Origin of the sequence: Arthrobacter sp. SRS-W-1-2016 (assembly GCF_002009585.1) — a bacterium.
Lineage (GTDB): Bacteria > Actinomycetota > Actinomycetes > Actinomycetales > Micrococcaceae > Arthrobacter > Arthrobacter bambusae_A.
In genome coordinates this window covers 89,266-103,528 of record NZ_MTPV01000059.1, presented here as the reverse complement: position 1 = coordinate 103,528, position 14,263 = coordinate 89,266, and the positions used below count along the sequence as shown (strand labels likewise).

Annotated in this window: 11 protein-coding genes; 5 read left to right on the top strand and 6 right to left on the bottom strand. The window is 65.8% G+C overall.

Annotated features, from left to right (window positions below; genetic code table 11):
* Positions 1–97: 97 nt before the first annotated feature.
* The 3 genes from BMF89_RS14640 to BMF89_RS14630 are packed head-to-tail and all read right to left on the bottom strand — an operon-like array spanning position 98 to position 3,354.
* A complete protein-coding gene (locus BMF89_RS14640; RefSeq protein WP_078107837.1) occupies positions 98–1,201 on the bottom strand; it encodes a polyprenyl synthetase family protein in 1,104 nt (367 codons plus the stop codon).
* Positions 1,202–1,210: 9 nt separating this feature from the next.
* The gene (locus tag BMF89_RS14635) at positions 1,211–2,554 is read right to left on the bottom strand and encodes a geranylgeranyl reductase family protein (protein WP_139359677.1); all 1,344 of its coding nucleotides are present in this window, start codon (positions 2,552–2,554) and stop codon (positions 1,211–1,213) included.
* A gap of 23 nt (positions 2,555–2,577) precedes the next feature.
* Positions 2,578–3,354 carry a demethylmenaquinone methyltransferase gene (locus BMF89_RS14630; protein ID WP_078107836.1) on the bottom strand — a complete coding sequence of 259 codons (777 nt, stop codon included), beginning with the start codon at positions 3,352–3,354 and terminating at the stop codon, positions 2,578–2,580.
* Positions 3,355–3,448: 94 nt separating this feature from the next.
* Here BMF89_RS14630 and BMF89_RS14625 point away from each other — a divergent pair, with 94 nt between their 5' ends.
* The 4 genes from BMF89_RS14625 to BMF89_RS14610 all read left to right on the top strand — a co-directional run bounded on the left by BMF89_RS14625 (position 3,449) and on the right by BMF89_RS14610 (position 7,744).
* Positions 3,449–4,807, top strand: coding sequence for an isochorismate synthase (locus BMF89_RS14625; protein WP_078107835.1), 1,359 nt, complete (start codon positions 3,449–3,451; stop codon positions 4,805–4,807).
* Between the two features lie 200 nt (positions 4,808–5,007).
* Positions 5,008–5,961: an ABC transporter substrate-binding protein gene (locus BMF89_RS14620; protein ID WP_078107834.1), complete on the top strand. Its 954-nt coding sequence runs from the start codon at positions 5,008–5,010 to the stop codon at positions 5,959–5,961.
* Between the two features lie 35 nt (positions 5,962–5,996).
* On the top strand, positions 5,997–6,971 hold the full coding sequence (locus BMF89_RS14615) for an amino acid ABC transporter permease (RefSeq protein WP_078107833.1): 975 nt from the start codon (positions 5,997–5,999) through the stop codon (positions 6,969–6,971).
* The gene (locus BMF89_RS14610; protein WP_078107832.1) at positions 6,968–7,744 is read left to right on the top strand and encodes an amino acid ABC transporter ATP-binding protein; all 777 of its coding nucleotides are present in this window, start codon (positions 6,968–6,970) and stop codon (positions 7,742–7,744) included. The genes BMF89_RS14615 and BMF89_RS14610 overlap by 4 nt, the downstream gene beginning before the upstream one ends.
* Positions 7,745–7,831: 87 nt before the next feature.
* Here BMF89_RS14610 and menD read toward each other — a convergent pair whose 3' ends face one another.
* The 3 genes from menD to BMF89_RS14595 form a co-directional block, all read right to left on the bottom strand.
* Complete coding sequence (menD, locus tag BMF89_RS14605; RefSeq protein WP_078107831.1) at positions 7,832–9,526, bottom strand: 2-succinyl-5-enolpyruvyl-6-hydroxy-3-cyclohexene-1-carboxylic-acid synthase; 1,695 nt, start codon at positions 9,524–9,526, stop codon at positions 7,832–7,834.
* A 189-nt stretch (positions 9,527–9,715) separates the two neighbouring features.
* On the bottom strand, positions 9,716–11,800 hold the full coding sequence (locus tag BMF89_RS14600) for a PhoX family phosphatase (RefSeq protein WP_078107830.1): 2,085 nt from the start codon (positions 11,798–11,800) through the stop codon (positions 9,716–9,718).
* 109 nt (positions 11,801–11,909) lie between these two features.
* The gene (locus tag BMF89_RS14595; protein WP_078107829.1) at positions 11,910–12,899 is read right to left on the bottom strand and encodes an o-succinylbenzoate synthase; all 990 of its coding nucleotides are present in this window, start codon (positions 12,897–12,899) and stop codon (positions 11,910–11,912) included.
* A 260-nt stretch (positions 12,900–13,159) separates the two neighbouring features.
* Here BMF89_RS14595 and BMF89_RS14590 point away from each other — a divergent pair, with 260 nt between their 5' ends.
* Positions 13,160–14,212 carry a LacI family DNA-binding transcriptional regulator gene (locus tag BMF89_RS14590; RefSeq protein WP_078107828.1) on the top strand — a complete coding sequence of 351 codons (1,053 nt, stop codon included), beginning with the start codon at positions 13,160–13,162 and terminating at the stop codon, positions 14,210–14,212.
* Positions 14,213–14,263 lie beyond the last annotated feature (51 nt).

The window sequence follows — 14,263 nt, the reverse complement described above, 5'->3', positions numbered from 1 at the left end:
CCAGTTCTTCGCCCGGACCCAACTGACTCGCAGTTGTTGTCGTTATGACGGGTCAAAACGACAACAACTGCGAGTCAGTTGGGTCCGGGCGAAGAAACTAGCTGGCGCGCTCCACCACGGCGTGGGCGAAGTTCGTGAGCGACTCCTTGACCACGCCTTCGGGCAACGGCTTCAAAGCCTCGATGGCCTCGGCGGACCACTGGCGCGCAATCACCCAGGATTCGGCGGTGACAGGATGCTCGCGCAGTCCGGCAACGGCCAGGGCCAGCGCCTCATCGGAGGACAGGTCGCCGTCAACCAGCTTCAAGAGTTCGACGGCGGATTGGTCACCGTTGTCGGCGGCCTTCCGGAGCAGGAGGACGGGAAGCGTGGGAACGCCTTCGCGGAGGTCCGTACCCGGGGACTTGCCGGACTTGACCTTGACGCCGGTCACGTCGATGACGTCGTCGGCCAGTTGGAAGGCCACGCCGACCTTTTCGCCGTATTCCACCAGCACGTCCTCGAAGGCTTCGTCGGCGCCGGCGAAGATGGCACCGAGCTGGCCCGAGGCCGCAACGAGGGAACCGGTCTTGTCGGCGATAACGGACAGGTAGTGCTCCACTGCGTCCTCGCCTTCACGCGGACCGACGGTCTCGTGCAGCTGGCCGAGGCACAGGCGTTCGAACGTGCGGGCCTGGATTCCCAGGGCACGCGACCCGAGTTCGGAGACCAGGATCGAGGCGCGGGCGAAGATCAGGTCGCCCGTGAGGATGGCCACCGAGTTGCCCCAGACTTCGTGCGCCGTGGGGGCGCCGCGGCGGTAGGGCGCGGAGTCCATCACGTCGTCGTGATAGAGGGTTGCGAGGTGGGTCAGTTCAACCACGACGGCGGCCTGGACCACTTCGGGCCGGGAGGCGTCACCGAGGTGGGCACACAGGAGAGTCAAGAGCGGGCGGATGCGCTTGCCGCCGGCTTCCACCAAGTGACGCGACGTTGCGTCAGCCAGGGGGTCCGAGTTGGCGATTGCTTCGCGGAGCTTCTTTTCCACGCGCGCAAGGTTCGTGGTGATGGCAGGACCCAGCTCCACGTCCTTGGCGATGGCCGCAAAACCGGCAGGAAGCTGCAGGCCAGTGGCGATCGCGGTGGTGGTGGGAGCGGGTTCGACAGCGTCCGGCAGGCCGTGCCCGGCGTGCGTCCAGCTGTGTTCGGCAGAGTGAGTCACGGGTTAACCCTAACTTTTCACGGAGGAAAGCGTTGATTCGGTGCCGGCGCGGGTGGAAGCGGCGGTGGACGTGGTGTTGGACGTGGCCGGGACCAGCATCTCGAGGACGCGGATCGCGCGGTCCTCGAAACCCTTGGCCGACGTATCCGTGAGGTTCGCGAGCATCCGGACCACAAAGCGCATGAGCACCGGGATGGGCATGCCGGTCCGTAGCGCGAGTTTCATGACGGCGGGCTTGCCGATAAGGGCGGCAAAGACGCGGCCCAGGGTGAAGTGTGAACCCCACTGGTCCCGCACATAGTCCGCGTACCGCGCAAGGTAGGCGTCGGCGTCGTCGGCTGTCCACCCGGCCGAACGTGAACGCGATGACGCGTCAATGATGAACTCGGCCGCAAAGCGGGCGGACTCCATGGCATAGGAAATACCCTCGCCGTTGAACGGTGAAACCATGCCGCCGGCGTCGCCCAGGAGCATGAGCCCCGGAGAGTAGTGCGGGGTGCGGTTGAAGCCCATGGGCAGGGCGGCGCCGCGGATCTCCCCCACCTGGTTTTCGGGCGTGAATCCCCACTCGGAGGGCATGCCGGCGGTCCATTCGCGCAGGACCTGCTTGTAGTCGAGCTTGCCGAATTCCTTGGAGGAGTTCAGGATCCCGAGGCCGACGTTGGACGTGCCGTCGCCGACGCCGAACACCCAGCCGTAACCGGGCAGCGGTTTGCCGGACTTGCCCGGGAGCTCCAGCCAGCCTTCCATCCAGTCGTCCTCGTGGCGGGGCGAGGTGAAGTAGGTGCGGACGGCGACGCCGAGAGGGCGGTCGTCGCGTTTGTGCATGCCGAGCGACACGGCGGTCCGCGTCGAGTTGCCGTCCGCGGCGAGCACGACGTCGGCATGGAAGTCGCGCGTCTCGCCCGTCTTGCGTCCGGACTCATCGAGCAGCGCGGCGCGCGCGCCGATCACCCGCCCGGCGTCGTCGCGCAGGGCTTCGGTGACGCTGTGCCGTTCAAGCACCACGGCGCCCGCCGACTGGGCATGCCGGGCCAGCTCCTCGTCGAATCCGAGGCGCGTGCGGATGAGCCCGTACGTGGGAAAGTCGGCGACCTCGGGCCACGGCAATTCAATCGTCCGGCCGCCCGCAATGAGCCTGAGCCCCTTGTTGCGGCGCCACCCGGCGTCCTCGGCGTGCGGGAGGCCGAGCTTCTGGATCTCGCGGACGGCGCGGGGAGTCAGGCCGTCGCCGCAGACCTTCTCGCGCGGGAAGCTGGTCTTTTCCAGCACCGTCACGGAAATGCCCGCCTGGGCAACGTAGTACGCAGCGGTGGACCCGGCTGGCCCTGCGCCGACTATCAGTACGTTCACAGCGTCCTTGTTAATAGGGCCGGTTAGCGGGACTGATCGCCGGCTTGGCGGCGCGGCTTGATCTGGCGGCGCAGCTTGGCCACGGGAACGCTTTCACGGTGTTCGGCACCGGGCTTCTGGGCGCGGTGCACTGCCACGATGCCGCCGCTCAGGTTGCGGTAGGTGACGTCGGTCCAGCCGGCTTCCTGCAGCCAGGCGGCCAGGTGATCCTGGTCCGGCCACGCGCGGATGGACTCGGCAAGGTACACATAGGCGTCCGGGTTGGAGGAGACCTTCGTGGCGATGGCGGGCAGCGCGCGCATGAGGTATTCGGTGTACATGGTCCGCCAAAGGGGCACCACAGGGGCCGAGAATTCGGCGATAACCAGGCGTCCGCCCGGCTTGGTGACGCGGAACATCTCTGCGAGGGCCTTGTGCGGTTCGTTGACGTTGCGCAGGCCGAAGGAAATGGTGCAGGCATCGAAGGAAGCGTCCGCGAAGGGCAGCTTGGTGGCGTCCCCGGCAACGAAGTTGATGTCCGGGCGACGGCGCTTGCCGACCTTCAGCATTCCCAACGAGAAGTCGCACGCCACGACGTCCACTCCGGCGTCGGCGTACGGTTCGCTGGACGTACCGGTACCGGCCGCCAGGTCCAGGACCCGCTGGCCTACGCGAACGTCCATCGCATCGACGACGACGCGGCGCCAACGCCGGGTCTGCCCCATGGACAGGACATCGTTGACGACGTCGTATTTGGGGGCGACATCGTCAAACATCGTCGCAACTTCGTCCGGACGCTTTTCCAAGGATGCTCGGTTCACCCTGCAATTGTCTCAGACAAATATAGGAAGAACTTTCGGGGCACTCCGGTCCGGGCAGGGTTCGCGTTGCGCGCGGGAGTAATGTTGTTCCATCATGACGAGTACGCTCCGCACCTTGACAGTCCCCCTCGATGTTGATTCATCCTCAGGGGGGCTGCCGTCATTTCTGGTCCGGGACGATGTCCTGTGCTGGTCCCGCCGCGAGAACGGCCTGGTGGGCTTTGGCGAACTCGCGCGCTTCACCGCGTCCGGACCGGATCGCTTTCTCGAGGCCGACATTTGGTGGCGGCACCTCGTCATCGAGGCCGACGTCACGGATCCCCTTGAGCTCCCCGGTACCGGTCCTGTCGCCTTTGGCTCCTTTGCCTTCTCCAAGACCTCCGCCTTTGAATCCCGCTTGATCCTTCCGGAAATAGTTGTCGGGATCCGGGACGGGCGGTCCTGGCTCACCCAGTTGACGCTCGACGACGTCGAACTCACCGAAGCGGGTGCCCTCGCCGCCCTGGCAGGCTGGCTAAGCCCCGCCGTCGGGCACCCAACTAACTCGCAGTTGTTGTCGTTTAGAGCGCCCAAAACGACAACAAATGCGAGCCAGTTGGGGGATGGAAAGGTCACGCTCGAGAGCGGTTCGCTGAGCGAGGCCGCTTGGAAGCAGGCGGTGGCCGACGGCGTGGCGGAAATCCGGACCGGAAAGCTGGAGAAACTGGTCCTCGCGCGCGACGTTGTGGCGACGCTGCCCGACGGCGTCAACGCCGCCAAAGTGCTGCAGCAGCTGGCCAGCCGTTACCGCGAATGCTGGACCTACGGCGTCGACGGCTTGGTGGGCGCGACGCCGGAGATGCTCATCCAAGTGGAGGGCCGCACGGCACAGGCGCGTGTCCTGGCCGGAACGCTCGACCGGCGCGACGCCGAGGGCTTGGACGGCTCCCCCATGGAATACGCCGAACGCGTGCTGGCCGGCTCCGAAAAACAACGGCACGAGCACGAGATCGCCATCCAATCACTGACCACGCAGCTCGCACCCTTTTCCGAAGCCATGAACGCCCACAGTGAACCGTTCATCCTGGAGCTGCCCAATGTGTGGCATCTGGCATCGGATGTGAAGGCCGAGCTCGCCGATATTGAGGGACATGTCCCTACGTGCCTGGCCTTGATCAACGCACTCCACCCCACGGCCGCCGTGTGCGGAACGCCCACTTTGGTTGCCGGGGAGTTGATCCGGCAGCTTGAGCACATGGATCGCGGACCGTACGCCGGCCCGGTCGGGTGGCTCGACGCCGCGGGCAACGGCGAGTGGGGCATCGCACTGCGTGGCGCGATCATCGAAAGTCCTACAACCGTGCGCCTCTATGCGGGCTGCGGGATTGTCGAAGGCTCCGTTCCCGACGCCGAGCTGGCCGAGACGTGGGCCAAATTCCGGCCCATGCTCGAGTCGCTGGGCATCAGCAGCTAAGCCTCCAAACCCACGGATTCCCTTCGAAACCTGACTACCGACTGTCTGGGGTGCGAGACAATAGCCACCATGGGGGGCTTGATTTTTTACTTGGTAGGTTATCCAATAGTAAAACTTAGTTTTCTGTGACGCACATCTCATGTTCGGCGCTACACTATGAACCGATTAGTTTCGCATCCACTGCAAAAAAAGGTAAGAAAATGCAGAAATTCCGTTCGCTCCCGGTCAGTTCGACGCTCAAGGCTGCAACCATCATCGCAATCGGCGCCTTGGCACTGACTGCCTGCACCAATGCCTCGGAGGCAGGCCCGTCGAGTGCCGCTTCGCCTTCCGGCAGTGCCAATGCAAGCTTTGACCCCAGCACCATCGCCAAGGACGACACCCTGGCCGCAATGGTCCCCGCCGCGATCAAGTCCAAGGGCACGCTGACCGTTGGCTCGGACACGACCTACGCTCCCGCCGAGTTCCTCGGACCCGATGGCCAGACTCCTGTCGGTTACGACGTCGACATCGCCAAGGCGATCGGCGCCACACTTGGCCTGAAGGTCCAGGTGCAGACCGCCGAATTCACGGGCATCCTTCCCGCCCTCGGCCCCAAGTACGATCTGGGCATCTCGTCCTTCACCATCAACCCCGAGCGTCTCGGCGCCGTCAACATGGTCAGCTACTTCAACGCCGGTACCGCATGGGCCGTGCAGAAGGGCAACCCGAAGAAGTTCTCCCTGGATGACATCTGCGGCAAGTCCATTGGCGTGCAGACCGGTACCGTCCAGGAAGACCCGGACCTCTCGGGCCGCAACAAGAAGTGCGCAGCTGACGGCAAGCAGCCGATCAACATCGTCACGCTCAAGAACCAGACCGACGTCACCACCCGGCTCGTCAACGGCAGCATCGACGCCATGGCTGCCGACTCCCCCATCATCGGTTACGCCCTGACCCAGACCAACGGCCAGCTTGAGAAGCTCGGCGACGTTTACGACGCCGCTCCCCAGGGCATCGCCGTTGCCAAGTCGGACACCGCCCTTGCCGATGTCATCCAGAAGACGCTGACCAAGCTCATGTCTGACGGTTCATACAAGAAGATCCTCACCGGCTGGGGCAACGCTGAAGGCGCCATCACCAAGTCCGAGGTCAACCCGGCGGTCAAGTCTTGAGTATTCCCGCCACCGATAACAAATCAGGTGCACAGATGGATCATCATCAACCAGGCCACGCAGCACCCGTGCTGAACGATGCGGTGCCGGTCCGGCATCCTGGCCGTTGGATCAGCGCGATCATCATAGTTGGCGCCGTGATCCTTATGATTCAGAGCGCGATCACGAACCCCAATTTCCGCTGGGACGTGGTCGGGACCTACATCCTGGACGTCAAGGTCGTCCAGGGCGTGGGCTGGACCCTGCTTCTGACCGTTGCTGCAATGGTTCTGGCGATTGTCCTGGCCATCCTGCTGGCCGTGATGCGCCAGTCCGACAACCCCGTCCTGCGCTACACCTCCTGGGTATGGGTCTGGTTCTTCCGCGGCACCCCTGTCTACACCCAGCTTGTCTTCTGGGGACTCGTCACCGTCCTCTACCCCACACTCTCCCTCGGCATCCCCTTCGGCCCCCAACTCGTCACCTACGTGCTTTCGGACCCCACCCACGGCCTTATCCCGGCCATCCTAGGGCTTGGCCTTAATGAATCGGCCTACCTGGCCGAGATCTTCCGGGCCGGCCTGAAGTCCGTCGACAAGGGACAGACCGAAGCCGCGGAAGCGTTGGGCATGAGCAAGGGAAAGATCATGTGGCGGATCATCCTGCCCCAGGCCATGCGCATCATCGTCCCGCCTACCGGCAACGAGACGATCGGCATGCTGAAGACCACCTCCCTGGTCTTGGCCGTCCCCTTCACCCTGGACCTGACCTTCGCGACCAACGCCCTGGCCAACCGGATCTACCTTCCCATCCCGCTCCTGATCATCGCCGCCGCCTGGTACCTCTTGGTCACCAGCGTGCTCATGGTCGGCCAGCACTACATCGAGGCCTACTACGGCAAGGGCGTTGACACCAACCTCGCGCCGGCGGTCATCAACCCCGCAGCCGCCAAGGCTGCCGCGGCAGTCGCACCGAGCGCAGAAGCAGAGCCGTCGTTGAAGATGGAATTCCCCGAGGAGGAGGCAAAATGACGATCACCACCCAGAAACCGCTGGTACGGATCGAAGGCCTCCACAAGTACTTCGGTCCCCACCATGTGCTCCGCGGCATCGACCTGACGGTCAACCAGGGCGAAGTTTCCGTTGTCATCGGCCCGTCCGGTTCGGGCAAGTCCACGATGCTCCGCTGCGTGAACCTGCTTGAAACCATCAGCGCCGGCCGCATTTCCGTCGGTGACCAGCTGATCGGCTACCGCGAAGTCAACGGCCGCCTCCACGACCTGAAGGTCAAGGAAATCGCCGCGCAACGCCGCGAAATCGGCATGGTCTTCCAACGCTTCAACCTGTTCCCGCACAAGACCGCGTTGTACAACATCATGGAAGCTCCCGTGCAGGTCAAGGGGAAGAACAAGGGCGATGCCAAGAAGGCCGCCCTCGAATTGTTGGACAGGGTGGGCCTGGCCGACCGGGCCAACCACTACCCGGCACAGCTTTCCGGCGGCCAGCAGCAACGGGTCGCGATTGCCCGGGCCCTGGCCATGGAACCGGAGCTGATGCTCTTCGACGAGCCGACGTCCGCCCTTGACCCCGAACTCGTGGGCGATGTGCTTAACGTGATGAAGGATCTGGCCAAGTCCGGCATGACCATGATCGTGGTGACCCACGAGATCGGCTTTGCCCGCGAAGTCGGCGACCGCCTGACCTTCATGGACGGAGGTGTGGTGGTGGAATCCGGCGACCCCCGTGAAATCATCGCCAACCCTCAGCATGCTCGCACCAAGGAGTTCCTCAGCCGCGTGCTGTAGGTTCTGGCGACGCCCGATACGCAAAATGCCCTGCGCGGCTGGAATTCCAGCTGCGCAGGGCATTTTGCGCAGCGCAAGGAATTGGAACTACTGGGACACAGCCGAAGCCACCGCGGCCTTGATCCGCGCGTGCAAGGGACGCAGGTCTGAACGGTCCGTGCGTACTTCCACAATGCTGCGCCCCTTCAAAGGCGAGGCAAGCACGGCGGCGAGCTCCGCCGTCGTACGCACCGAAGCGTGCCCGACGCCGTATGCCGCGGCCAGCGCGGACATGTCCACGCTGTGCGGGGTGCCAAAGAGGCGCTCGACGGCGGTGCCGTAGCCGCCGTCGTCCTCCACCTTGCCGTGCTCAAGGAGGCCGAAGATGCCCCCGCCGGCGTCGTTGAGGACCACGATGCGCAGGTCCGGTGCTGGCTCTCCGGCTCCGAGGAGGAGGCCGCCGGCGTCGTGCAGGAAGGTGACGTCGCCCAGGAGGAGGGTGGTTTCGCGGCCACCGCCGAGGGCGATTCCGGTAGCCGTGGAAATCGTGCCGTCGATGCCGGCCAGGCCGCGGTTCGCGAATACTGTGGCCAACGGTTCGGTGCTTGGCTGCCCGGCGAGGTCGACGTCGCGGATACCGTTGGAGGAGCCCAGGACCAACTGCCCTCGGGCGTGTTTCCAGACGGTGGCTCCCACGGCGGGTCCGTTGGCTGCGTGCTCGGCCTCGAGGACGCCGTCGAGCGCGTGTTGGGCCGCGGCACCGGCCAGGAGCCAGGCGTCGAGCCACTCATCCGAGCCCCTGCCAGCGAACCCTGCCAGTTCAGTCAAGGACTCGAAGCGTTCCTCGCGACGCCGGCCGTGCTCGTACCAGGCCACCGGGACGGGCTCGTACATGGCTGCGGGGAGGTCGTTCCGGGCCAGGAGGGCGGCGACAGGCCTGGACAGCGTAGGCCGACCGAAGACCACCACCCGCTCGATCGGCATCGCCGACCCGGGCCCGAAGTTGTCCAGCATGAGGCGATACGGCCCGACGGCGTTGGGACCGAAGCGCGCATTGGATGAGGGCTCGGCGAGCAGGGGAAGGCCATGGGCGCGGGCGAACGCCTCGGCGACCGGTCCGGCGTCGTGCCCTGCCAAAACCACCGTCCGCCGCTCGGCCAGCTCGGCGCGAGCGGGGGGCATGCTCAATGGTTGGGGACCGGAATCGTAGTGGAAGACTCCGTGGTCCTTGGTGGCGGGCAGCGCCTCGCCCGGTTCCGGAACCAGCGGCTCGCGGAACGCCAGGTTGAGCTGCACCGGCCCGGGAGGGGTGTCCTCGAGGGCGCCGGTTGCCGCGTATATGGCAGTCTCGACGGCCCTCTGCGGGTTGCTGCCCGCCGCGATGTCGACGGCGAAGCGAACGTGTTCGCCGAAGAGGTCGAGTTGGATGGTGGTCTGGTTGGCGCCGGTTCCGTGGAGCTCGGCGGGGCGATCGGCCGAAAGGACCACGAGCGGCACGGCGGCGTGGTTGGCCTCCATGACCGCGGGCAACAGATTCCCGACGGCGGTGCCCGAGGTGGTCAGGACGGCCGCCGGGGCTCCCGTCGAGAGGGCCAGGCCGAGGGCCGTGAAACCGGCCGAGCGTTCGTCGATCCTCACCAAGAGCCTGACGTTCCCGGCTGCTTCAGCCTCGGCCAGCGCGTACGCCATGGGTGCCGAGCGCGAACCGGGAGAGACCACCACGTGCCGCACACCGCCGTCGAGCAGGGCCTTGACAGCGATCCGGGCAGCGGCGAGGGAGCTCAGGGAGCCTTGCGAAGTCACCGCACCAGTCTATTAGCGGCGCCTCCCCCCAAACGCTCGCTCACATATCGGGCCCCAAACCCAAACGCCCGCTCACTCCCTTGAAGAGAGTGAGCGGGCGTTTCCCGAAACACCCACGTAGGTGAGCGGGCGTTTCCCGAAAGACCCATGTAGGTGAGCGAGCGTTGGGAAAAGGGGAACGGGGAACCCTTAGCCGTCCTTGCGGAACACCTGCACGATCGCCGGACGCGGGGCGCGGACCTGGCCGGCGGCCGGCGCGGCTCCGGCGCCCACGTAATCCGGGAAGAAGGAGTGCGGGGCCTCGAACGTCCCTTCCTCGCCCGGGTGCTGCACGGCGACGAAGACGGTCCGCTCGTCGTCGTGCACGATCGGCCCACAGGTCTCGGCGTCGCGCGGTACGGCGAGGAACTGCTCAACCTTGCCGCGATCGCTGCCATCCAAGGTGACTTTGAACAGCCCGTCCGCATACCCGATCGACGACGGCGCACCGTCAGTGGCGATCCACATGTAGCCTGCCGAGTCGAAAGCGACGTTGTCCGGGCAGGAAATGGGCGAGACCTTGTCGGCCGGGAAACCGGAGAAGTAGGTGGAGGAGTTCTTGGCCGGATCTCCACAAACCATCAGCAGGGTCCAGTTGAAACGCGTGGACGTCTGGTCCCCGGTTTCCGTGATTTCCACGATGTGGCCGTCCCGGTTGAGGGTGCGCGGGTTGACCTCGGTGGCGCCTTCCTTGCCGGGCTTGCCGCGGTCCGAGTTGTTCGTGCAGACCACGTAGACCTTGCCGGTGGCCAGGTTCGGCTCGACGTCTTCGCAGCGGTCCATCTTCGTGGGGCCAACTTTGTCCGCGGCGAGGCGGGTGTAGACCAGGACCTCGGGGACGGACATGCCCGGAACAGCGGAAGCGCCGTCGACCACCAAGGGAAGCCACTCGCCGGAACCGTCGAACGCGCCGTCGGACGGCAGCTTTCCGGTGCCGTCGATCTCAGCTGCGGGAGAGTCACCCGCGAACTTGGCGACGTAGAGGTCCCCCTCGGAGAGAAGGTTCATGTTGTTCCGGCGGGCTGCGGCCGAGTCGCCGGCCATGTACTTGCCTTTGGAGACGAACTTGTAGAGGTAGTCGAAGCGCTCGTCGTCGCCCATGTAAGCCACCACACGGCCGGAGGCGGCAACGATCACGTTGGCGCCTTCGTGCTTGAAGCGGCCCATCGCGGAGTGCTTTTTCGGTGTGGAGGAGGGGTCGAACGGGTCGACTTCCACGATCCAGCCAAAGCGGTTGGTCTCGTTGGCGTAGCCCGCGTTATTGGTGTTGAAACGCGCCTCATCCAATTCCCACTTGCGGGCCGTTGGCTTGTTCGAGAGACCGTAGCGCTTGTCGCCCGCCGAGGTACCGGGAGCTACGAAATAGCCGTTGAAGTTTTCCTCCCCGGAGAGGATGGTGCCCCACGGAGTCGTCCCGCCGGAGCAGTTGCCCAGGGTGCCCTTGATCTTCCGACCGGACGGATCGTCGATGGTCTTGACGAGGTCCGTGCCCGCGGCCGGGCCGGTGAGCTCATACGTCGTGTCGGTCAGGAAGCGGCGGTTGAGCGGCGCGCCCTTGACGTAGCTCCACGGCTTGTTCTTGTTCTTCCGTTCGAGTTCAACAACCGTGAGCCCGTGTGCGGCACGTCCGATCGCGCGCGCCTCCGCAGCCGCCAAAGTGGCCGGGAACATGATGTTCTCGTTGGTGTACTCGTGGTTCGTGAAGAGCACCGCACGGCGGTCCTTGGAATCCGGGATGGGCAGGATGTCCGTGTAGTCGTTGTTGTAGCCGAACTGGCGGGCCTGCGCTGCCGCGGTCTGGCCGTTCAGCTCGAAGGCCGGCGAGTCGGCAAAGAGCGGGTCGCCCCAACGGATGATCGGCTGCCACGCGAAGCCATCCGGCACGGTGAACGCGTCAACCGTGTAGTCGACAGGCTTGATCGGGGCGAACTTGAGCTTGGCCTTGTCGAAGCCCGTCTTTGCCGCCGCGGACAGGCCAGTACCTTCGGGCACGTTGCCCGGGAGGTTTCCGCCCAGCACGACGGCGAGCGCGCCCACAGCGCCGAAGCCCAGGGCGGCGCGGCGGGACACAGCTGCGGAAGCGATGTCGCGGAAGTAGGCGTTGGAGCTCGTGTTGCACACCTCGCCCGAGCAAGCGTTGTCGCACTTCAGGGCGCACGTCACGGGGCTGCGCTTGCCCTTCGTATGGCCGAGCATCGGGAGCAAGTCGAACTTGCGCTTGGTTGATTCAGACATGGGAAATACCTCCGGGGATTGAGTGATTTCCCAACCCTTACAGCGCTAGCGGAATCCGAGAGGACGCCCCGGTAAAATTCCGGTGAATTCCCAGACTTTTCCCAGCTTTCTATGCATTCAGGAGCGCGTGCACGCGACGGAGCCGGTCCAGCCACCAGTCGCGACGTCCAGCGGGAGCCGCGTACCGCTCCAGCAGCCCCTCGTCGGCGACGGCTTCGCGGACGCGGATGGCGCCGTCGTCGGGCACCAACGGATCCTGGGTAATGTCCGAGGCGAAGAGCCGCACGGTCCCCAGCCCGCACGCGAACGGCAGCTCCGGCACCGCGGCGGCGAGCGCGAGCCCCGCGCGGATCCCCACCGAGGTGTCCAGCGCCGAGCTGACGACGGCGGGAAGCCCGGCTTGCGTCACGATGTCCAGCGCACGCCGCACTCCCCCAAGCGGCGCCACCTTGACCACGATCAGGTCGGCCGCGCCCGCGCGGGCAACCTTGAGGGGATCGTCTTCCTTCCGCACGGATTCGTCGGCGGCGATGAGCACCGGCGTTCCCTGCTGCGCTAGCCGTCGACGGACTTCGGCGAGGCCCTCGATGTGGGGCACGGGCTGTTCGGCGTATTCGAGTCCGACGGCGGACAGCCGCCCGAGTGCCTCAACCGCCTCCGGCACGTCCCAGCCCGCGTTCGCGTCCACGCGGATCGCGGCGTCCGGCAGGGCGTCCCGGACTGCGGTGACGCGCGCGACGTCGTCGGCAAGTTCCTGTCCGCGCTCGGCAACCTTGACCTTGACGGCGTCCACCCGGCCAAAGCGCTCCAGGACCTCGGGCACCCGGGCGGCAGGCACGGCGGGGACGGTGGCGTTGACGGGAATGGTGTCCCTTAGTTGCGGCGGAAAACCTTGCCATGCGGCTTCGACGGCGGCGGCGAGCCAGCGGGAAGCCACGGCGTCGCCGTACTCGGGGAACGGACAAAACTCGCCCCATCCGGCCGGTCCGCGGAACAGGAGGGTCTCGCGCTCGGTGATTCCCCGGAACTTGACCCGCATCGGCAGGCTGACCACTTTCGCGGTGGCAAGGAGCTCGTCGAGGGCGGGGAATGGAGGCATGGTTTCACTGTAGCGCGGGGCGGGCTGGGCCGGTTCCCGGGGTGGGCCGGCGTCAGGCCGGTTCCCGGGGGGCCGCACCCTCAGACGCTCGCTCACTTTTGGGGCGTTTTCGGCGGACGCTCGCTCACTAGGTGAGCGAGCGATCGGCTGGACGGCCATATAGGTGAGCGAGCGTTCCCGCGCTGGGAAACGGGCGGTATGTCCTCACACGCGTTAGGTAGAATGCAGCAAGAAACGGAACCACAGCCGGAGGAGCCCGCATGCAGCGCAAAGCCACAGCACTCGACGTCGCGAAACGCGCGGGTGTCTCGCGGAGTGCGGTGTCGCTGGTGCTCAACGGCCGTGGGGACGGCAACGTGGCCAAGGAAAGCCAGGACCGGATCCGGCAGGCGGCCGCGGACCTCAACTACTCCCCCAACCCCATTGCCCTGAGCCTGCGGAACCAACGAACTCGCGTGATCGGGATCGTTTCGGACGAGGTGGTGGTGAGCCCGTTCGACGGCAACATCATCGGTGGCGCCGACGACGTTGCCCGCGCCCACGGCTTTGTCACCGTGGTCATGGACACCGAGCGCGACGCCTCCCGTGACGAGAGCGCCGTCGAGACCCTGTTGGACCGGCAGGTGGACGGGCTGATGTACGTCACGGTCGGTTTGAAGCCGCTCGACGTGCCCCACGGCATGCTGCGCGTCCCCTCTGTGCTCGCCAATTGCTATGACAGCAGCCCCGCCCCGCAGCTGCACCACGTGATCCCGGACGAGGTTTCCGGCGGTCGGGAAGCCACCGAGCACTTGCTGCAGCTGGGCCATCGCGATATCGCTTTCCTCGCCGGGGCCGCCACCTCGCCGGCTGTGCCGTTGCGCATCATGGGGCATCGGGAAGCCATGGCCAAGGCCGGCATCCCCGTCCGCGAAGACCGCGTGTTCATGGCCGGTTGGGATATCAACGACGGTTTCCAGGGCGCCATGGGACTGCTCTCCGCCACCCAGCGCCCGACGGCGATCGTGTGCGCCAACGACCGGCTCGCCGTCGGCGTCGCCCTGGCCGCGGCGCGGCTGGGCCTCGACGTACCGCGCGACCTCTCGATCATTGGTTACGACGACGAATTCCGCATCGCGGCCACCATGGTCCCGGCGCTCACCACCATGGCGCTCCCCCTGCGCGAAATGGGCGCGGCCGCGATGAGCATGTTGCTCGAGCAGATCGAGGATCCGGCCAAGCGGTCGACGTCGGACGGCAGCGGCCATCTGGAAACCATGGTCCCCTGCCGTTTGGTGGTCCGCGAGTCGACCGGGCCTGTACCGGCCCTCTAGATCCGACCACTTTTGGCCGGCCCGCCATCCGGGAATCCCCGGAAATACGGG

Coding starts and splice junctions, on each gene's coding strand:
- BMF89_RS14625 (WP_078107835.1), top strand. CDS start 3,449: ATGACGAGTACGCTCCGCACCTTGACAGTCCCCCTCGATGTTGATTCA.
- BMF89_RS14620 (WP_078107834.1), top strand. CDS start 5,008: ATGCAGAAATTCCGTTCGCTCCCGGTCAGTTCGACGCTCAAGGCTGCA.
- BMF89_RS14615 (WP_078107833.1), top strand. CDS start 5,997: ATGGATCATCATCAACCAGGCCACGCAGCACCCGTGCTGAACGATGCG.
- BMF89_RS14610 (WP_078107832.1), top strand. CDS start 6,968: ATGACGATCACCACCCAGAAACCGCTGGTACGGATCGAAGGCCTCCAC.
- BMF89_RS14600 (WP_078107830.1), bottom strand. CDS start 11,800: ATGTCTGAATCAACCAAGCGCAAGTTCGACTTGCTCCCGATGCTCGGC.
- BMF89_RS14595 (WP_078107829.1), bottom strand. CDS start 12,899: ATGCCTCCATTCCCCGCCCTCGACGAGCTCCTTGCCACCGCGAAAGTG.
- BMF89_RS14590 (WP_078107828.1), top strand. CDS start 13,160: ATGCAGCGCAAAGCCACAGCACTCGACGTCGCGAAACGCGCGGGTGTC.